Below are 17,642 nucleotides of genomic sequence, written 5' to 3' on the forward strand. Positions count from 1 at the left end.
GATGCCGCGATACGTCGCATTGGTGCACAAGGAAGCTGACGGCTGCTACGGCGTATCGTTTCCCGATCTTCCGGGGGTGATCACCGGCGGTGACACTTTCGACGAAGCCATGGAGGAAGCCGCTGACGTGCTGCAATTTGCGGCCGAAGGCTGGATCAATCCAGATGGATCGACCGGCTTCAAGCCGCCAAGCACCATCGAGCAGCTGCGCAACGATCCGGAATTCCTGGAAGACGCCAAGGACGCGGTGATCGCGTTCGTCGAATTTCCAGCTGACGCCCCCGCGGCGGAATGAATCCCGCCTGCTTCGCCGGGATCGTGCACGCAAAAATGGCAGTCGATCATTTCTTCGCCCCGGTCTAACATCTGCGGGAAACGATGATCGGGGGCAGCAGGCATGTTCGGCTGGTTGCATTCCAAAGTGCAGAAGAGCCCGGCGGCACAGCAACAGCCGGCGGGTCTCGCTCAACCTGCCGCTCTCCTTGGGGACCTGCGTCAGCGCGTCCCCCGCTATCTCGCTGATATCGACCAGGGCAAACTGATCTATCCCGCCTGCAAGCGAACGCTGGCGGATCCGGGCGGCGATGTGGCCTCGGTGTGGGATCACACAAGGCTGGAAGCCATGCAGTATGTGATCGCGGTGCCGGGTGGCGAATTCGGGCTGCTCAACGAGGCTGCGCGCCAGCTCGACATGATCGACGGCTATCTGTTCCAGCGCCCGCACGAAAACACCGTGATCGATTTCACAGGCACCGCGACGGTCGATTTCTCGATTGCCATCCTGGCCGGCCTCAACTGGCTGACCCACTGCGCCGAGCTGGCGGGCGTTCCGCTGGCGCAGCAGACCGGAACGCTCCGCCATTTCAGAAAGCTCGTCACATTGGCGCAGCGATGGTGGCTGACGGAAGGCGCCAATGAGCGCTGCGGGCAGATGCTTGCCGACGGAGAGCAACCGCCCTTGATGCTCCATCTGGTCTGGTCCGAATACACGCGGCTCGCCAAACAGATCGCCGCTGCCGCTATCCTTGGTGGTTCGATCGACCGTTCGGCGCAACTGGTGGCGCTGCCCGCCGACCTCGTGGCCCGCTTCGAGGCGGCCAAGGATCCGGGCGATCTCGCGAATATTTGAACGGTCCTTTCAGCGGACGCCGCGATTGCGCAAGGCCCGGAACGTTCCTATCTGTGGTTGCTCGCCCCTCCTCTGCCCCAGGCGCGCCGCAGTACGGCCCTGGCCCTTTCCGCATTTCCAATCCGGATTTCATAAAGCCCCGCATGACTCCCATCATCTCCGTTGCAAATCTGTCGAAAACCTATGGCTCCGGTTTCAAGGCGCTCAACGGCATCAACCTCGAGATCAAGCGCGGCGAAATCTTCGCGCTGCTGGGGCCGAACGGCGCCGGCAAGACCACGCTGATCAGCATCATCTGCGGCATCGCCAATCCGAGCGAAGGCCGCGTCACCGTCGACGGCCACGACATCAACAGGGATTATCGCGCGGCGCGCTCGATGATCGGGCTGGTGCCGCAGGAACTGCACACCGACGCGTTCGAATCGGTGTGGGCCACCGTCAGCTTCAGCCGCGGCCTGTTCGGCAAGCCGAAGAACCCCGCCCATATCGAAAAGGTGCTGAAGGAGCTGTCGCTGTGGGACAAGAAGGATTCCAAGATCGTCACTTTGTCCGGCGGCATGAAGCGCCGGGTGATGATCGCGAAAGCGCTGTCGCACGAGCCGCAGATCCTGTTTCTCGACGAGCCGACCGCGGGCGTCGACGTCGAACTGCGCAAGGGTATGTGGGAAGTGGTGCGGGCGCTGCAGGCCTCCGGCGTCACCATCATCCTGACCACGCATTACATCGAAGAGGCCGAGGAGATGGCAGATCGCATCGGCGTCATCAACAAGGGCGAGATCATCCTGGTCGAGGAGAAAGCCGGCCTGATGCAGAAGCTCGGCAAGAAGCACCTGAAGCTGCATCTGCAAAGCAAGGTCGATGCGATCCCTGCCAGCCTCGCGGCCTATGGCCTCGAACTGTCCGACGATGGCCGCACCGTGACCTATGATTACGACACCAGAGGCGAACGCACCGGCATCACCAGCTTGCTCAGCGACCTCAGGGCCGCCGGCATCCGCATCTCAGATCTCGATACCAGCCAGTCGTCGCTGGAAGACATCTTCGTCAGCCTGGTGAGGGCGTCATGAATTTCAGGGCCGTCCGCGCCATCTATCTGTTCGAAATGGCGCGCACCTGGCGCACGCTGCTGCAGAGCATCGTCTCGCCTGTCGTGTCGACCTCACTGTATTTCGTGGTGTTCGGCGCCGCGATCGGCTCGCGCATCGCCGAGGTCGAGGGCGTCAGCTACGGTACCTTCATCGTGCCGGGGCTGGTGATGCTGTCGGTGCTGACCCAGAGCATCGCCAACGCCTCGTTCGGCATCTACTTCCCGAAATTCGTCGGCACCATCTATGAGCTGTTGTCGGCGCCGGTGTCGTATTTCGAGATCGTGCTCGGCTATGTCGGCGCCGCCGCCACCAAGTCGATCATCCTCGGCCTGATCATTCTCGCCACCGCAGCCCTTTTCGTGCCGCTGCACATCATGCATCCCTGGTGGATGCTGACCTTCCTGGTGCTGACCGCAGTGACCTTCTCCCTGTTCGGTTTCATCATCGGCATCTGGGCCGACGGCTTCGAGAAGCTGCAGATGATCCCGATGCTGGTGGTGACGCCGCTGACCTTCCTCGGCGGCAGCTTCTACTCCGTCAACATGCTGCCGGAGGGCTGGCGCACCATCACGCTGCTCAATCCCGTAGTCTATCTGATCTCCGGCTTCCGCTGGAGCTTTTATGAAATCGCCGACGTCAGCATCGGCCTCAGCGTCGGCATGACGCTGGGCTTCCTCGTCGTCTGCATGGTTCTGGTGTGGTGGATTTTCAAGACCGGGTATCGGCTGAAGAATTGACGCGCCTCGTCGCACAAACACTGGCTGTCATCGCCCGGCTCGACCGGGCGACCCAGTATTCCAGAGGCGGTGTGTGCTCAACTCGGAAGCCGCGGCGTACTGGATCGCCCGGTCAAGCCGGGCGACGACAGTCGTGGATGTGTCGTCGTCATCGCCTCGCAATGACGGCTTACCGATAGCAGTGAAACCGATCGCGGCGGTCATAGTAGCCGCGGCAGCGATGGCCGCGGTCGTTGATTCCGAACACGCCTTTGACGGCGCCCATGGCGCCGCCGACACCGGCGCCGAACGCGCCACCCACCACGCCGCCGACCGGGCCGGCGATCCGGTTGCCTTCCCGGGAGCCTTCCTGAGCGCCGCGCACGATCCCCTGGGCGTTGCCGAAACTCGGCATCGCGAGCAGCGCGAGGATGATCGCCGCCGCCGCCAGAAGGAATTTTGCCGGCAGGTCGGCCGGCAATGCGGCAGTGCGGATCTTCGTCTTCATCTGAATGAATTCCTCGATGCTGGCCGCCACGGATCGACCGGGCGGGAGTGTGTAACGCCGCTGCGGCCGAAAGGTTGCCTCGCCAAGGCCCATCGGCGACGGGACCGCCGCCGATCAGCGAAAATTGCATCGACACGCCCGATTTGGCCGTGCCATCGCCATGCTGGCGCCCTGCGGTCCATTAACGATGCCCTCGCAGGTGGCTGGAACCTTGAGCGGATTCCGGGCATATTGATGCCGGGGGACGGCGAGCGTGGCGTGCAGTGGCACGGATTTGTGGGCCTGGAGGCCAAGGTAGAATGCGTTGCTTCCTCATTGCCGTCACCGGTCTAATGCTGTTCGTCAGCTCCGCCGCGCAGGCCAAAATCGCCGTCACCGTCGACAAGAATGCGCAGCTGATGACCGTCGAAGTCGACGGCGTCCAGCGCTACCAGTGGCCGGTGTCGAGCGGCCTGCCCGCCTATGAGACGCCGAACGGCAATTTCAAGACTTTCCGGATGGAGGAAGACCACTACTCCAAGGAATTCGACGACGCGCCGATGCCGCACGCAATCTTCTTCACCAAGCAGGGCCATGCCATTCACGGCACCGATTCCGTGAACCGTCTCGGCAGCCCGGCCTCGCATGGCTGCGTGCGGCTGTCACGCGCCAACGCCGCGACGCTGTATGCGCTGGTGCAAAAGGACGGCGTACTCAACGCCACCGTGACGCTGACCGGCTCCTCGCAGATAGCCCTGGCGCGCAACCCGCGGCCCCGCGCCAACACCGCCGTGGCGCGCCGCGACGCGGCCCCGCAATTCAACTCTGCCGGCGATCCGATCGTGCTGGCTCCACGGCCGGACATGCCCGGCGAGGTCGCGCCGCTGGTCGAGCAGCAAGTACAGCCTCACGTACTGCCTCAGGCACAGGCCGACGACGGTTACATCTATCCGGCTGACGGCTCTTCCAACGAGGCGCGCTATCCGGCGCCGCGCAGCCGGCGCGCCTATGGGGCGCAGGTCTATCCGCGCGAGCAATATTACTATGATCGCGGCTATGCGCCGCAATACGCGCCGCGGGGCTATTACCAGCCACGGCAGCAATACCAGCCGCGCGGCCTGTTCACCTATCAGGACTGACCGAGGGAGTTCCCTGCGGTCAATATTGCTCACATCCCAAACGAGCTCGCAAAGAAACGGCCCCGGCGCGCAACGCGTCGGGGCCGTCCCATCAGAGATATCGCTCAGTAACGGCCGGAGCCGATGCCGACGCTGACGCCGGGCGCGCGGATGGCGACGCCGCCGCGTTCCCCGCGATCATAGCCGCGATTGCGATGGCCATAATGGCGACCGCGGTCATAACCGTAGGATTCCCGGACGATGACGCGGCGTTCGCTGCGCTCGCGCCAGCAGCGGCCGTTCTCGTTGCAGACCATGCGGACCTGTTCGATGTTGCTGTCAGGCGTCGCCGTAATGCCGTTCGACAGCGGGGCCGCGAAAGCCGAGGTGGCAAGCAGCGCGCCTGCGCCAGCCATGAGTGATATTGCGAGCTTTTTCATTATGGTCTCCGGTTGATCGTGTCGGGCAGCCAACAGGCTCAACCGTGAATGGTTCCGCGCGAGACGGAGTAATCGCCGATCCGGACTTACTCTTCGCCTTTCTTCAGCCGCCGCCAGACCGCGCCGAGCACGTTGGAGTAGTCGTCGGTCCAGACCCGCTGGTCGTCTTCGGCTTCGGTCAGGGCCCACTGGTCCGATGCCGCCAGCCTGCCGATATCGGCCTCCTCGCGCGCCGAGATCACCACCGTGGTCGAGAAAATGTATTCGGCGTCGCGGTTGGTATCCTCGCTGTAGACCCAGCTCTTGAGGTCGTTGGCGTCCGCGATCCCGACCACGACGCTGGACAGCTCCAGATGACGGTTGGAAACGTGCATCGCAACGGCGCCCTGCGGCGCCAGCCTTTCCTTGTAGATCTCCATCGCTTCTTCGGTAGCGAGGTGAATCGGGATCGCATCCGACGAATAGGCATCGACGATGATCAGGTCATAGGTGCCGGCAGGTTCCTTGGCGAAGGTCAGCCGCGCGTCGCCGATCACCGGCTTCATGTCCGGATCGCACTTGCTGATGTAGGTAAAAAATTTCGGATCCTTCGCGCTGTCGACCATGGTCTGGTCGATCTCGAAGAATTTCCAGGTCTCGCCCGGTTCGGAGGCACAGGCCAGCGAGCCGGAGCCGAGCCCGATCACCGCGACGCGCAGCGGACTGCCCTTGCGCTCGCGCATCGCCGCGATCGCCTGACCGATGCCGCCGTCCTTGTGATAATAGGTGATCGGCTCGGGCCGCCCGGTCACCGGCGTGCCGTCGTCGTTCTGGTATTTCTCGGCGCCGTGAATCGTCGTGCCGTGCATCAGCACGTGATACTGGCCGTTCGGCGTCACCACGATCTTGTGCACCCCGAAGAAGCTGCGCACGGTTTCGACCCGGCCGGCATCCGGCGGATAGGCCCGGATCAGCGCCAGCCCCACTGCGACGGTGGCGAAGATTTTCCAGCGGTTGGCGTTCAGCCCGAGCGCCAGCAAGGCCGAGAGCACGCCGACAGCACCAATCACCCAGACCCTGTGGTCGTCGAGCCAGCTGAACAGTTTGCCGGTCGACCAGGCCGGCGCCATCAGTGCCACCGCGAGCACGGCGAGAAACGGCCAGTACAAGTAACTCCATCGCGCCAGGCGCTCATTGCCGCCGGGCGGCCGGCACAGCGCCGCGCAGGCCAGCAGGATCGGGTATTCGGCGATCCAGGAGAAAGTAAACGGCGCGATCAATCCGGCGAACAGGCCGCCGACCATGCCGCCGAACGACAGCGCGACATAGAAGCCGGTGAGGTATTTCGCGGCCGGGCGGGTCCGCGCCAACTCGCCATGGCAGGCCATCGCGATGACGAAGAAGCACAGCTGATGCCCGCCGAGCGTCAACAGCAGGTTCTGCTCGCCGCCGACGGCCAGCAGGACGATCACGCCCGCGATCGCCAGCGGCTGCAGCAGCAGCATCCATTTGTGCGGCAGCAAGGGACGCGACTGGAACACCAGCACCCAGGTCAACAGATACAGCGACAGCGGCAGCACCCACAGCAGCGGCGCCGCGGCGACGTCGGTGGAAATATGCGCGGTCACCGCGATCAAGAGGCCCGACGGCACCGCGGCGAGGAAAATCCAGCGCGCGCGCAGCATCCACGGCGGCACCGGCGAGTGGGTATCCTCAGCTCGCCTATCGGCCACGGCCATCACGGGCGAGCGCAGCATCAGCACCGCGCAAGCCGCGATCAGGACGATCAGCAAGCCATAGAAGCCGGTCCAGATCAGGTTTTGCGTGCGCAGCGTGAACATCGGCTCCAGCAGCACCGGATAGGACAGCAGCGCCAGGAAACTGCCGATATTCGAGGAGGCATAGAGAAAATAGGGATCGGGACCGTTGGGGTGGCCGGTGCGCACGAACCAGGCCTGCAGCAGCGGATTGTTGGCCGCCAGCGCGAAGAACGGCAGTCCGATCGAGACCGCGAACAGGCCGAGCAGCCAGAACGCATAGCCCGAGGTCGGCGGCTCGCCCCAGCCGCCCGCGATCGACAGCGGCAGCGTCAGCAGCGCGATCACCAGCAGCACCAGGTGGATCGCGACCGGCCACACGCGGTTCCTGAGCTGCATCAGGTAATGCGCATAGGCATAGCCGCCGAGCAGCAGTGACTGGAAGAACACCATCGCGACCGACCACACCGCCGGCGAGCCGCCGAGCCGGGGCAGCACCATCTTGGTGAACAACGGCTGCACCGAGAACAGCAGCAGCGCGCTGACGAAGATCGCCGCCGTATAGACCACCAGCACCAGCCGGTTCCGGGCAACGGAAGCGGCATCCGTGGCGGCGGACGAATCAGAACGACTCATGAAAGCTCCGGCTTGAACCCGGCGGGCGCCGGCGGCGGAAATCCGGCCAAGGCGCCGGGGCTACTGGATAGAGCATAGGGCAAGATCACGGGCAATGCAGGCCCCGGAACCAAGTGTCAGTTAGCACTGTGCTGACATCCACATCTTCGCTATGGGTTGAAAGACGTCATTCCGGGATGGTCCGAAGGACCAGACCCGGAATCTCGAGCTTCCGGGTTCGATGCTTCGCATCGCCCCGGAATGACACCTCATTGTTGAAGCGGACATGAACGAGACCGACGTCCTGATCATCGGAGCCGGCCATAACGGCCTCACCTGCGCGGCCTATCTGGCGATGGCCGGCCTGTGCGTGAAAGTGGTGGATCGCCGCAAGGTGGTCGGCGGCGCCGCGGTGACGGAGGAATTCCATCCCGGGTTCCGCAATTCGGTCGCGGCCTACACCGTCAGCCTGCTCAATCCGCAGATCGTGTCGGACCTGAAACTGGCCGAGCACGGCCTGCGGATTGTCGAGCGCCGCGCGCAGAACTTTTTACCCTCCCCCGATGGCAGCTATCTGCTGACCGGCGAGGGCCGCACCCATCAATCGATTGCAAAACTGAGCGAACGCGATGCCGCCAGCATCGATGCGTTCAACCGCGAGTTGGAGGAGATCGCCGACGTGCTGCGCGCCTTCGTGCTGCGGGCGCCGCCGAACATCGTCGAGGGATTCGGCGTTGGCGCGATCCGCGAAGCCTTCAATGCGCTGGGCACCGCCAACATCCTCAACAGACTGTCGCTGCCGCAGCAGCGCTCGCTGCTCGACCTGTTCACGCGTTCGGCCGGCGAGATGCTGGACGAGACCTTCGAGAGCGATCTGGTCAAGGCGCTCTATGGCTTCGACGCCATCGTCGGCAATTACGCCAGCCCCTATGCCGCGGGCTCGGCCTATGTGATGCTGCACCATGCGTTCGGCGAGGTGAACGGCAAGAAGGGCGTCTGGGGCCACGCCATCGGCGGCATGGGCGCGATCACGCAGGCGATGGCGAAGGCGGCGCGCGGCCATGGCGTCGAGATCGAAACGGATGCGGGCGTGCGTGAGGTGATCGTCGAGCGCGACCGGGCGGTCGGCGTCATCCTCGACAACGGCGAAACCGTGCGCGCGAAGTATGTCGTCTCCAGCGTCAACCCGAAACTGCTATATACGCGGCTGTTGCCGGCGGAGGCGCTGCCGGCGGATTTCCTCGGCCGCATCAAGAACTGGCGCAACGGCTCCGGCACCTTCCGGATGAACGTCGCGCTGAATGCCCTGCCCTCGTTCAGCGCCCTGCCGGCCGCCGGCGATCACCTCTCGGCCGGCATCATCATCGCGCCCAGCCTCGGCTATATGGACCGCGCCTGGCAGGACGCCCGCGAACATGGCTGGAGCCGCGCACCCGTCGTCGAGGTGCTGATCCCCTCCACATTGGACGACACGCTGTGTCCGTCGGGCCAGCACGTCGCCAGCCTGTTCTGCCAGCACGTCGCGCCGGAATTGCCGGGCGGCCGGTCATGGGACGATCACCGCGACGAGGTCGCCGATCTGATGATTGCGACGGTCGACCAATACGCCCCGGGATTTGGCAAAAGCGTGATCGGACGGCAGGTCCTGTCGCCGCTCGACCTGGAGCGCCAGTTCGGGCTGCTCGGCGGCGATATCTTTCACGGCGCGTTGACGCTCAATCAATTGTTCTCGGCGCGGCCGATGCTCGGCCATGCCGATTATCGCGGGCCGCTGAAAGGCCTGTACCATTGCGGCAGCGGCGCCCATCCCGGCGGCGGCGTCACCGGCGCCCCCGGCCACAACGCCGCGCGGGTGATTTTGGGCGATCACCGGGCGTTGTTCAAATGAGGGCGCAGAGCCCGCAGACCAATGAGGTTGATCGAATGAATTCCCCTGCTCACAAGCCCCGGCCTATCCATCATTCGCCGATGTTCTGGATCGGCATCGTACTGTGCCTTGCCGCGATCGCGATCTATCTGTGGTCGGACGACCTCTCCTGGCGGCCGTCAGCGGGGCGTTGAGCAAGGCTGCCTGCAACCGGTTGAAGGATCGGTGGACAGGCTGTGGAGAACCAGTGGATGACTTGGTGGAAAAGGCTGTGAATCGCCTGTGCAAAACCCGGTGGTCAGCCTGTGAACAATCCCGATATGTTCGCTGTATGACCTCCGGGACAACTCCTGTAGCTTGCCGCCACGCATTAATGTGTCGAAGCGCTCGGCGCAGAGCGGGGTGCCATGACTGTTGAGGATCGGGATCAGGCCGCCGCAAAGGAACGGGCCAGCCAGTACGCGCCGGAGCCCAAGTATCGCCCTGGCGAAGTGGGCTCCATGTTTGCCTTCGGCGCGGTACTGCTCATCATCCTGGTCACAACGTTCACCGGGATCGACCGGGAGAAATCGGCGCTGGCCGAAGGCATTGTGGTCCTGATCAGTTTTGCGCTTCCGTTCTGGTTCGTCCGGAACCAGCGCCAGAAGCACATTGATGCCGTCGCGCGGGAACTCGCAACGATCGAAGAAGCAAGGGACGTTCCGAAATCCTAGGCGTCGGCCGGCACCTGAAACAGGCTCTCGATCAGGGCGGCCTGCGCGGCTCCCTCCTGCTTCAAGAATTCCGCCACCTCGAACTCGTCGCAGCCGCTGTGCCTTGAAGCCTGCCATTCGTGACGCACCAGCAGGCGGCGGGTGGGCTCGTCAAACACCAGGCACCACGTCTCCTGATCGGCCGGGGCAGGCCCGCGCCAGCTTCGGTAAAATTCACGATTGATCGCGGTCATATGCGCGTCCTTTCGGTCCTTCTTCGGCCAGCATAGCAAACAAGGCCGCGAGAGTCCGGCGGTCCGGGAGGGGGAATTCGAACGGAGCCACTACCCGACACCCCCCGCGTTTGGTACCGACAGGCTCACGCCGCCATGACGCGCACATTCCCCGGACCTTCCATGACCCCTGCCATCACCCCCGCGACCCGCCGCGCCAGCTTTGCGATCGGCAACGAGCAGGCCGCCAGGCGCGTGGTCGATCTGCTGGACGAGAGTTTTCCCGAAGGCCAGGCCGCGATCACCGCGTTCGAGGGGGCCGGCGGGCGCTGGGATATCATCGTGCATTTCGCCGAGCCGCCGGACGAAGGCGCGATCCGCGAGCTGGTCGGCCTCGCCGCCGGGGATGAGGTCGCCCAGCACATCAGCTTCGATACGGTCGAGGCAAAAGATTGGGTCAAGGCGACGCTTGCGGATCTGGTCCCGGTCCGCGCCGGGCGGTTTGTGGTGCACGGCCAGCATGACCGCGCAAAAGTGCCGGCCAACAAGCTCGGCATCGAGATCGAGGCGGCGCTGGCGTTCGGCACCGGGCACCACGGCACCACGCGCGGTTGCCTGCTGCTGCTCGACGAGGTGCTGAAGGCGCATTTGCCGCGCCGTGTGCTGGATCTCGGGACCGGCACCGGCGTGCTCGCCATCGCCGCCGCCAGGGCACTGCGGATGAAGGTGCTGGCGAGCGACATCGATCCGCTCGCGGTCCGGGTGGCGCGGGAAAACGCCAGGCTGAATGGCGTCGGCGACCTGGTGCAGGCCATCACCGCCACCGGCTTTTCGGCCCCGGAATTTCTGGGGCGAGCGCCGTTCGACCTGGTGCTGGCGAATATTCTCGCCAACCCGCTGCGGCAAATGGCAACGCCGATGGCGCGGCATCTGGCGCCATCGGCGTTGGTGATCTTGTCCGGGCTTTTGCCGCAGCAGGCCCAAAGCGTGGTCGCGGCCTATCGCGCGCGCGGGCTGGTTCTCAGGAAGCACCTTCAGATCGAAGGCTGGAGCAGCCTGCTGATGCAGCGCGTGGGATGAAAATCTAGTCCGGCGGCTTGGGCTCGTGGCGGGCGATCACGCCGTTTTCCGGGCGCCTGGTCCGCTTGACGCGCGCCTCGACCAACCGGTCCAGAATCTGGACGATGACACCGCGTTGCTTCTGTTCGATCGACGGAATCGGACCACGGCGAACCGGGGGCGAGATCTTCTCAAACGTAAAAGCAGGCATTGTGTATCCCCTCGTCGTTGAGTTGAAACACTCCCGGATTTCCCCCAGATAGCGCTGGAACCAAGTGTTTGTGACAACAATCGTTCCATCCCGTCTAATGCAGGTGCTAATATTCAAGCACAATTTATGCCAGATCGGCTTGATATGGATCAGATTGCGGAGTTCTCCCCGCAATCCCAGAGGTGACCACGCGATGTTCGAAGCCCATTTCCAGACATTCGAAGACCCCGAGGCAGGCGTCGCGCTGACGGCGCGGCTGGCGGCGTTTCGCGAGGAACTGGCGCGGCGCAAGCTGACGGGATTCGTGATTCCGCGCGCCGATCAGCAACAAAACGAATATGTCGCGCCTTCCGAAGAGCGGCTGGCCTGGCTGACCGGTTTTACCGGATCCGCCGGAATGGCCGTCGTTCTCACCCAACAGGCCGCGGTGTTCGTCGACGGCCGCTATACGCTGCAGGCCGCCAAACAGGTCGATGGCAAGGCCTGGCAGGTCGAGCCGCTGGCCGATCCGCCGCCGGAAAGCTGGCTGGCCCGGCATCTGGTGGCCGGCGACCGCCTCGGATTTGATCCGTGGCTGCATACTTCTGCGGCAGCCGAGCGGCTGGCCGGGGCCTGCGCCAAGGCCGGCGCGGAACTGGTCGCGGTCGACAGCAACCCGCTCGATTCGGTGTGGACCGAGCGCCCTGCCCCGCCGCTCGGCCCGGTCGCCATTCACGGCGCGCAATTTTCCGGCGAGGCGGAAACCGAAAAGCTGCGGCGGATCCGGCTCGAGATCACGCGCCTCGGCGTCGAGGCGCTGGTGCTGTCGGATTCGCACGCGGTGGCCTGGACTTTCAACATCCGCGGCGCCGACGTCTCGCATACGCCGCTGCCGTTGTCCTACGCGCTGGTGCCGAAGGAGGGCCGGCCCACGGTGTTCATCGATCACCGCAAGCTTTCCAACAGCGCCCGCGATCATCTCGAACAATCCGCCGATGTCGAGGAGCCGGAGGCGCTGACACCGAAACTCACGGCGCTGGCGCAGGCCGGTGCCTCGATCGCGCTCGACGGCGCCACCGCCGCCGACGCGTTGAGCCGCCTGATTCTGGCGGCCAGCGGCAGACCGGTACGCGGCAACGATCCGGTCGCCCTGCTCAAGGCGGTGAAGAACGCCACCGAAATCGAGGGCACGCGCACGGCGCATCGCCGCGACGCGGTGGCGCTGACGCGATTTCTGGCCTGGATCGACCGCGAGGCGCCCAAGGGCGGGCTGACCGAGATCGACACCGTCGAGGCGCTGGAAACGTTTCGCCGCGACACCGGCGCGCTGAAGGACGTCTCCTTCCCGACCATCGCCGGCACCGGGCCGAACGGCGCCATCGTGCATTACCGCGTCAGCCGCAAATCCAACCGGCGGATCTCATCCGGCGACCTGCTGCTGATCGATTCCGGCGCACAATATGAAGACGGCACCACCGACGTCACCCGCACCATCGCGATCGGCGAACCCACCGCCGAAATGCGCGACCGCTTCACCCGCGTGCTGCGCGGCCATATCGCAATCGCGCGCGCGGTATTCCCCGACGGCACCACCGGCGCCCAGATCGACACGCTGGCGCGCCAGTTCCTGTGGCAGGCCGGCATCGATTTCGATCACGGCACCGGCCACGGCGTCGGCAGCTATCTCTCGGTGCATGAAGGCCCGGCGCGCATTTCAAAGCTCGGCACCACGCCGCTGAAGCGCGGCATGATCCTGTCCAACGAGCCCGGCTACTACAAGACCGACGGTTTCGGGATCCGGATCGAGAACCTCGAACTGGTGGTTGCCGCCGACATTGCGGGCGCGGAAAGGCCGATGAATACGTTCGAGACGCTGACGCTGGCGCCGATCGACCGACGGTTGATCGACCTCGCCATGCTGGATGGCGGGGAGCTGAACTGGCTCAACGACTATCATGCCAGGGTGCGCCGCGAGGTGCGGCCGCATGTCGATGAGGCGACGAAGGTTTGGCTCGATGCGGCGACCGAGCCGCTGGCCGAATAATCCGGACTTCCGTAGCCCTGCGCGTCATTGCGAGGAGCAATTCGCGACGAAGCAATCCATATCGCAGCGCCAGGACAAGATGGATTGCTTCGCTTCGCTCGCAATGACGGTTTCATGCCGGGCCCGCTCGCGCACAACATTCAAGCGCCTCCCGAAAACGGAATAGCCGCATTCCGAAACGGGCGTATTCGCGAGCGTCGATGGCGCTACAGTCCGATTCACACCACGGAAGCCGACCAGAATGCATGGAGTGATGGGCAAGCCGCCGGGGACCGACACCAGCCCCGCGACGTCGCGAACCACGCTGTTGCTGCTGGTCGCCATGACCGGCGTGGCGCCGATCTCGCTCTATATGCTGGTGCCGGCGCTGCCGGTGCTGGCCACCGCTTTCGGGCGCGACATTTCGATCGCGCAGATGACGGTGTCGCTCTTCATGGTCGGCATCGCCTGCTCGCAGATCATCATGGGACCACTGTCGGACAAGTTCGGACGCCGCCCGGTGCTGCTTGCGGGGCTCGGCCTGATGGTGATGGCGAGTGCGGCCTGCATCTTCGCCGAAACCTTGCCGCAGCTGATCGCGGCGCGGTTCTTTCAGGCGCTCGGCGGCGCCACCGGCATGGTGGTGAGCCGCGCCATCATCCGCGACCTCTACAACCGCGACCGCGTCGGCGCCATGATCAGCCTGGTGATCGCTGTCATGATGGTGGCGCAGATGCTGAGCCCGCTGACCGGCGGCCTGCTCGAAATCGCGTTCGGCTGGCGCGCCATCTTCTATGTCATCACGGCGGCCTCCCTCATCATCGCAGTCGCGATCGCCGTCGCCCTGCCGGAGACCCGGCGCGACCGCATCGAGCCCGGCGGCTTTCGCGGCGATGTCGGCAGTCTCCTCACCAGCCGCGCCTTCATCGGCTATGTGCTGTGCCAGGTGCTGGCGTCGCAGATCATCTTCGTGTTTGCCGCCGGCGGTCCCTACATCGTGGTGACGCAGATGGGCCGCTCCAGCGCCGAATACGGCGCGTGGTTCGCCTCGACCGGCCTCGCCTTCCTGCTCGGCAATCTCGCCTGCGCGCGCGCCTCGCCGCGTCACCGGCTGGAGAAGCTGATCTGGTTCGGACTGGCGCTGCAATTCGCCGGCGCCCTGCTCAACCTCGTGTGGGGCGTCATCGGCCTCAATCAGGCGCCGTCATGGCTGTTCGGCACCCAGATGCTGGTCATGTTCGCCAACGCCTTCGTGATGTCGAACTCGGCGGCCGGCGCCATCAGCGTCCGCCCCGAGGCCGCCGGCACCGCCTCCGGCGCGATGGGATTCCTGCAGATGGGGCTGGGCGCGCTGGTGTCGCAGTTCGGCGCCTATCTCGGCGGCCATTTTGCGACGCCGGTACCGCTCAACATCGCCATTGTCGTGCTGTCGATCGCCTGCGCCTCGACGATGATCTTTTTGATTCCCCGCCGCGAACTGACGGTGAGCGAAGCGTTGATCGAGAAGGCGGAGGAGAAAGAGTCGGGCATGCCGTGAGGGGCAAGCGCCAAGACAAAGTGCGAAAACAACCCCATGTACAGAATGGCTGGACGGGCGGAACGCGTCCCGGCACAAGATATGGTAGGTCGCCGCCCCGCTAACGGTGTCGTCACCCGCCACCGGGTCTCGCCTCCGGCGAGCCCGATGACAGGCTCCAGCAGGCGATCCAGTACGCCGGGGTTTCTCGGTTCTAATAGAAGTCTCTGGAATACTGGATCACCCGCCTCCGTGGGTGACGACAGCTGAAGTTGTTCACTTCTCCACCACGACTTCGCTGATCTGCATGACCGGCGCGATGTCGGTGTAGTTGGCGATATCTCCCATGATCTCCTTGGCGTGCGGCCCGAAGCCCTTCTGAAACGCCTCGACCGAGTCGGCGAAGATGTGACACATGCCGACATAGGTCGCGGGATCGCCCGGCGCTCCGCCGGCAAGGCCCTTGTCGATCGTATAATATTTGCAGGCGTCGCCCATGCGGGTCTTCACGAGCGGCATGTGCTTGTCGCGATAATATTGATGGTCGAAGCGCGCGCCTGGCTTGTTCGGATACATCACACTGACCTTGATCATGGCTTCCTCCCTGGTTGGTCGTTTATGGGGCAACTCTGGCGCGCCTGACGCCTTGCGTCAACGCACCGTAACCGGCTCACTCCCCGATCAGCTTCAGCCAGTCGTCCTCGCTCAGCAAGGCCACGCCGAGCTCGCGCGCCGGCTTTACTTCGTCGATCATATGCATCAAGTCGCGGCCGATATGAACGTGATCCGTCCGGCCTCGCCCCGTTTCCGATGGGGCTTCAGCGTGATCTCCACATCCTGAGCGAATGCCGTCAGCATCCGCATCAGCTTCTCGACTGAAACCAGCCTGAAATCGCCCCTGAGCAGCTTCGATAAATCGGGCTGTTTCATTTTGATCAGCTTGGCGGCTGCCGTCTGCGTTAGTTCGCGTTCGGCAATAAGCCGCTTGAGCTGCACCACAAGGGCGGCTTTGAGTTGGTGTTCCTCGGCATTAGGCAGGCCGAGATCCGCAAAAATGTTGCTGGAGCCCTTTTCGTGGGCCGGCAGCTTCTTCCTGGCAGTCATCATCGATCTCCCTTCGTTGCTTTGTGAATGGTCTCGGCATCCTTGAGGCGCTGCCTGACCAGTTCAATGTGTCGCTGCGGAGTAGCGATCCCGCTCGTCGATTTCTTTTGAAAGGCATGCAGGACGTACAGGACGCCCTCAAATCGCACGGTGTAGACGGCTCGGTAGGTATCGCCGTCGAAATTGTCGCGGATTTCGAGGACCCCCGCTAAAACCCTTGAGGGGCTTCGCGTGACGTGGATGGTCCCCAAGCTGCGCTTCAAAAAGGGCCTGGCCAAGCTCGCCGCGAACGGCCGCAGGGAATGCCTGCAGGTCCTTCCGGCTGGAGCCCACAAAAATCGCGGGCTTGAGCGAGTGCAACAGATCTTTTACTCTGTTATAGTAATATACCTATAGATCAAAGTCAATACTGACTGTAGCCCAAGGCAGCCGTCGATTATTGCACTTCGCAGGTCCAATTCATGGCACTGCCAGCAGCCGCGATTGGCAGTGGCGTTTCATGAGGCGGATTACACGGAGGTCATCGATCGCTTGTTCTTGGCAAGCTATCGTCTTACTCCCCAAGTAACCGCCTCACTGCCCGATCAGCTTCAACCAGTCGTCTTCGCTCAATACCGCAACGCCGTGCTTCCTGGCTTCGTTGAGCTTCGACCCCGCCCCCGGCCCCGCGACCACGTAGTCCGTCTTCTTCGATACCGAACCCGCCGCCTTGGCGCCCAGCCGCTCGGCCATCGCCTTGGCTTCGTCGCGCGTCATTTTCTCCAGCGCGCCGGTGAACACCACGGTCTTGCCGGCGACCGCCGAATTGCTCTTCGGCTTCTCGGCGTCGACGATGGTGACCTCCCTGGTCAGCCGCTCGACGATGCCGCGGTTATGGCTCTCGCCGAAATAGGCCTTGATGCTGGCGATCACGGTTTCGCCGATCTGGTCGAGCGCATCCATCTCGGCCATCGCCTCCTCGTCGTCCCTGGCGACCTTGAGGCAGGCGTCGTGAAAGGCCTTCCAGGAGCCGTAGCCGCGCGCCAGCGCCAGCGCCGTGGTTTCGCCGACATGGCGCATGCCGAGCGCGAAAATGAATCGCTCCAGCGAAATTTTTCGCCGCTCCTCGATCGCGGCGAACAGGTTGCGCACCGAAGTTTCGCCGTAGCCCTCGATCTGCTCCAGCTTGAGTTTGGTGTTGCGCGCGGGCAGCGTGAAGATGTCGCCGGGCTCCTTCACCCATCCCTGCTCGTAGAAATAAGCGATCTGCTTCTCGCCGAGTCCCTCGATGTCGAAGGCGCGGCGCGAGGCGAACAGTTTCAGGTGTTCGATCGTCTGATAGGGACAGGCGAACTCGCCGCTGCAGCGGGCGCGGGCACTCTCTTCGCCGGCCGCGGTCTCCTCGCGCACCACGTCGGTATGCAGCGGGCACGGGCATTTCCTGGGAAAATGGAATTCCCTGGCGCTCGTCGGCCGCTTGTCGATCACCACGTCGACCACCTGCGGAATCACGTCGCCGGCGCGCTGGATGATGACGGTGTCGCCGATCCTGATATCGCGGCCCTCGCGCAACTGCTCGCCGTCGCCGCCAATGCCCTTGATGTAATCCTCGTTGTGCAGCGAGACGTTCTGCACGATGACGCCGCCGAC

Annotated in this window: 19 protein-coding genes and 1 pseudogene; 11 read left to right on the forward strand and 9 right to left on the reverse strand. The window is 64.0% G+C overall.

Annotated elements, in window-relative coordinates:
- Position 1: 1 nt before the first annotated feature.
- The 4 genes from Q7U29_RS24710 (at position 2) to Q7U29_RS24725 (ending at position 2,954) form a co-directional block, all read left to right on the forward strand.
- Positions 2-295, forward strand: a complete 294-nt coding sequence (locus Q7U29_RS24710; RefSeq protein WP_304745741.1) for a type II toxin-antitoxin system HicB family antitoxin — start codon at positions 2-4, stop codon at positions 293-295.
- A 102-nt stretch (positions 296-397) separates the two neighbouring features.
- On the forward strand, positions 398-1,129 hold the full coding sequence (locus Q7U29_RS24715; RefSeq protein ID WP_304745742.1) for a hypothetical protein: 732 nt from the start codon (positions 398-400) through the stop codon (positions 1,127-1,129).
- A gap of 143 nt (positions 1,130-1,272) precedes the next feature.
- On the forward strand, positions 1,273-2,196 hold the full coding sequence (locus Q7U29_RS24720; RefSeq protein ID WP_304745744.1) for an ABC transporter ATP-binding protein: 924 nt from the start codon (positions 1,273-1,275) through the stop codon (positions 2,194-2,196).
- Positions 2,193-2,954 carry an ABC transporter permease gene (locus Q7U29_RS24725; RefSeq protein ID WP_304745746.1) on the forward strand — a complete coding sequence of 254 codons (762 nt, stop codon included), beginning with the start codon at positions 2,193-2,195 and terminating at the stop codon, positions 2,952-2,954. Before Q7U29_RS24720 ends, Q7U29_RS24725 begins: the two co-directional genes overlap by 4 nt.
- 169 nt (positions 2,955-3,123) lie before the next feature.
- Here Q7U29_RS24725 and Q7U29_RS24730 read toward each other — a convergent pair whose 3' ends face one another.
- Positions 3,124-3,441 carry a hypothetical protein gene (locus tag Q7U29_RS24730; RefSeq protein WP_304745748.1) on the reverse strand — a complete coding sequence of 106 codons (318 nt, stop codon included), beginning with the start codon at positions 3,439-3,441 and terminating at the stop codon, positions 3,124-3,126.
- 299 nt (positions 3,442-3,740) lie between these two features.
- Here Q7U29_RS24730 and Q7U29_RS24735 point away from each other — a divergent pair, with 299 nt between their 5' ends.
- Positions 3,741-4,559 (forward strand): L,D-transpeptidase, encoded by an 819-nt coding sequence (locus Q7U29_RS24735; RefSeq protein ID WP_304745750.1) that lies wholly within the window; start codon positions 3,741-3,743, stop codon positions 4,557-4,559.
- A 104-nt stretch (positions 4,560-4,663) separates the two neighbouring features.
- On the opposite strand, the gene Q7U29_RS24740 is transcribed toward Q7U29_RS24735, so the two are convergent.
- Together Q7U29_RS24740 and Q7U29_RS24745 are read right to left on the reverse strand one after the other, a co-directional pair.
- A complete protein-coding gene (locus Q7U29_RS24740) occupies positions 4,664-4,978 on the reverse strand; it encodes a hypothetical protein (protein ID WP_304745752.1) in 315 nt (104 codons plus the stop codon).
- Between the two features lie 86 nt (positions 4,979-5,064).
- Positions 5,065-7,350 (reverse strand): fused MFS/spermidine synthase, encoded by a 2,286-nt coding sequence (locus Q7U29_RS24745; protein WP_304745754.1) that lies wholly within the window; start codon positions 7,348-7,350, stop codon positions 5,065-5,067.
- A gap of 265 nt (positions 7,351-7,615) precedes the next feature.
- Here Q7U29_RS24745 and Q7U29_RS24750 point away from each other — a divergent pair, with 265 nt between their 5' ends.
- From Q7U29_RS24750 to Q7U29_RS24760, 3 genes are all read left to right on the forward strand, one after another.
- Positions 7,616-9,217: an NAD(P)/FAD-dependent oxidoreductase gene (locus tag Q7U29_RS24750; protein WP_304745756.1), complete on the forward strand. Its 1,602-nt coding sequence runs from the start codon at positions 7,616-7,618 to the stop codon at positions 9,215-9,217.
- 35 nt (positions 9,218-9,252) lie between these two features.
- The gene (locus Q7U29_RS24755) at positions 9,253-9,390 is read left to right on the forward strand and encodes a hypothetical protein (protein ID WP_304745758.1); all 138 of its coding nucleotides are present in this window, start codon (positions 9,253-9,255) and stop codon (positions 9,388-9,390) included.
- 213 nt (positions 9,391-9,603) lie between these two features.
- A complete protein-coding gene (locus Q7U29_RS24760) occupies positions 9,604-9,909 on the forward strand; it encodes a hypothetical protein (RefSeq protein ID WP_304745760.1) in 306 nt (101 codons plus the stop codon).
- Here the strand turns inward: Q7U29_RS24760 and Q7U29_RS24765 are convergent.
- On the reverse strand, positions 9,906-10,142 hold the full coding sequence (locus Q7U29_RS24765; protein ID WP_304745762.1) for a hypothetical protein: 237 nt from the start codon (positions 10,140-10,142) through the stop codon (positions 9,906-9,908). The two genes, Q7U29_RS24760 and Q7U29_RS24765, sit on opposite strands and share 4 nt — an antisense overlap.
- 162 nt (positions 10,143-10,304) lie before the next feature.
- On the opposite strand from Q7U29_RS24765, the gene Q7U29_RS24770 reads away from it, so the two are divergent.
- Entirely contained in the window at positions 10,305-11,201 is an 897-nt protein-coding gene (locus tag Q7U29_RS24770; RefSeq protein ID WP_304745764.1) for a 50S ribosomal protein L11 methyltransferase, read from the forward strand.
- Between the two features lie 4 nt (positions 11,202-11,205).
- Here Q7U29_RS24770 and Q7U29_RS24775 read toward each other — a convergent pair whose 3' ends face one another.
- Positions 11,206-11,391 carry a hypothetical protein gene (locus tag Q7U29_RS24775; RefSeq protein ID WP_304745765.1) on the reverse strand — a complete coding sequence of 62 codons (186 nt, stop codon included), beginning with the start codon at positions 11,389-11,391 and terminating at the stop codon, positions 11,206-11,208.
- A 193-nt stretch (positions 11,392-11,584) separates the two neighbouring features.
- On the opposite strand from Q7U29_RS24775, the gene Q7U29_RS24780 reads away from it, so the two are divergent.
- Together Q7U29_RS24780 and Q7U29_RS24785 are read left to right on the forward strand one after the other, a co-directional pair.
- Positions 11,585-13,414: an aminopeptidase P family protein gene (locus Q7U29_RS24780; RefSeq protein ID WP_304745766.1), complete on the forward strand. Its 1,830-nt coding sequence runs from the start codon at positions 11,585-11,587 to the stop codon at positions 13,412-13,414.
- 241 nt (positions 13,415-13,655) lie between these two features.
- Positions 13,656-14,930: a multidrug effflux MFS transporter gene (locus tag Q7U29_RS24785; RefSeq protein WP_304745767.1), complete on the forward strand. Its 1,275-nt coding sequence runs from the start codon at positions 13,656-13,658 to the stop codon at positions 14,928-14,930.
- Between the two features lie 255 nt (positions 14,931-15,185).
- On the opposite strand, the gene Q7U29_RS24790 is transcribed toward Q7U29_RS24785, so the two are convergent.
- The 4 genes and pseudogenes from Q7U29_RS24790 to Q7U29_RS24805 form a co-directional block, all read right to left on the reverse strand.
- Positions 15,186-15,503 carry an EthD family reductase gene (locus Q7U29_RS24790; RefSeq protein WP_304745768.1) on the reverse strand — a complete coding sequence of 106 codons (318 nt, stop codon included), beginning with the start codon at positions 15,501-15,503 and terminating at the stop codon, positions 15,186-15,188.
- Between the two features lie 165 nt (positions 15,504-15,668).
- Positions 15,669-16,016 carry a helix-turn-helix domain-containing protein gene (locus Q7U29_RS24795; protein WP_304745770.1) on the reverse strand — a complete coding sequence of 116 codons (348 nt, stop codon included), beginning with the start codon at positions 16,014-16,016 and terminating at the stop codon, positions 15,669-15,671.
- Positions 16,013-16,376 (reverse strand): annotated as a pseudogene (locus Q7U29_RS24800) (type II toxin-antitoxin system RelE/ParE family toxin). Before Q7U29_RS24800 ends, Q7U29_RS24795 begins: the two are co-directional and overlap by 4 nt.
- 210 nt (positions 16,377-16,586) lie before the next feature.
- On the reverse strand, positions 16,587-17,642 hold a 1,056-nt coding region (locus Q7U29_RS24805; RefSeq protein WP_304745772.1), incomplete at its 5' end, for a BRCT domain-containing protein.

The organism is Bradyrhizobium sp. (genome assembly GCF_030654605.1).
In the GTDB taxonomy this organism is placed as follows: domain Bacteria; phylum Pseudomonadota; class Alphaproteobacteria; order Rhizobiales; family Xanthobacteraceae; genus Bradyrhizobium.

Excerpts from the sequence above, each read along its gene's own strand:
- Q7U29_RS24760 (WP_304745760.1), top strand. The coding sequence starts at position 9,604 with ATGACTGTTGAGGATCGGGATCAGGCCGCCGCAAAGGAACGGGCCAGC.
- Q7U29_RS24770 (WP_304745764.1), top strand. The coding sequence starts at position 10,305 with ATGACCCCTGCCATCACCCCCGCGACCCGCCGCGCCAGCTTTGCGATC.
- Q7U29_RS24790 (WP_304745768.1), bottom strand. The coding sequence starts at position 15,503 with ATGATCAAGGTCAGTGTGATGTATCCGAACAAGCCAGGCGCGCGCTTC.
- Q7U29_RS24780 (WP_304745766.1), top strand. The coding sequence starts at position 11,585 with ATGTTCGAAGCCCATTTCCAGACATTCGAAGACCCCGAGGCAGGCGTC.
- Q7U29_RS24775 (WP_304745765.1), bottom strand. The coding sequence starts at position 11,391 with ATGCCTGCTTTTACGTTTGAGAAGATCTCGCCCCCGGTTCGCCGTGGT.
- Q7U29_RS24715 (WP_304745742.1), top strand. The coding sequence starts at position 398 with ATGTTCGGCTGGTTGCATTCCAAAGTGCAGAAGAGCCCGGCGGCACAG.
- Q7U29_RS24795 (WP_304745770.1), bottom strand. The coding sequence starts at position 16,016 with ATGATGACTGCCAGGAAGAAGCTGCCGGCCCACGAAAAGGGCTCCAGC.
- Q7U29_RS24785 (WP_304745767.1), top strand. The coding sequence starts at position 13,656 with ATGCATGGAGTGATGGGCAAGCCGCCGGGGACCGACACCAGCCCCGCG.
- Q7U29_RS24750 (WP_304745756.1), top strand. The coding sequence starts at position 7,616 with ATGAACGAGACCGACGTCCTGATCATCGGAGCCGGCCATAACGGCCTC.
- Q7U29_RS24710 (WP_304745741.1), top strand. The coding sequence starts at position 2 with ATGCCGCGATACGTCGCATTGGTGCACAAGGAAGCTGACGGCTGCTAC.
- Q7U29_RS24755 (WP_304745758.1), top strand. The coding sequence starts at position 9,253 with ATGAATTCCCCTGCTCACAAGCCCCGGCCTATCCATCATTCGCCGATG.
- Q7U29_RS24765 (WP_304745762.1), bottom strand. The coding sequence starts at position 10,142 with ATGACCGCGATCAATCGTGAATTTTACCGAAGCTGGCGCGGGCCTGCC.
- Q7U29_RS24720 (WP_304745744.1), top strand. The coding sequence starts at position 1,273 with ATGACTCCCATCATCTCCGTTGCAAATCTGTCGAAAACCTATGGCTCC.
- Q7U29_RS24740 (WP_304745752.1), bottom strand. The coding sequence starts at position 4,978 with ATGAAAAAGCTCGCAATATCACTCATGGCTGGCGCAGGCGCGCTGCTT.
- Q7U29_RS24730 (WP_304745748.1), bottom strand. The coding sequence starts at position 3,441 with ATGAAGACGAAGATCCGCACTGCCGCATTGCCGGCCGACCTGCCGGCA.
- Q7U29_RS24735 (WP_304745750.1), top strand. The coding sequence starts at position 3,741 with ATGCGTTGCTTCCTCATTGCCGTCACCGGTCTAATGCTGTTCGTCAGC.
- Q7U29_RS24725 (WP_304745746.1), top strand. The coding sequence starts at position 2,193 with ATGAATTTCAGGGCCGTCCGCGCCATCTATCTGTTCGAAATGGCGCGC.
- Q7U29_RS24745 (WP_304745754.1), bottom strand. The coding sequence starts at position 7,350 with ATGAGTCGTTCTGATTCGTCCGCCGCCACGGATGCCGCTTCCGTTGCC.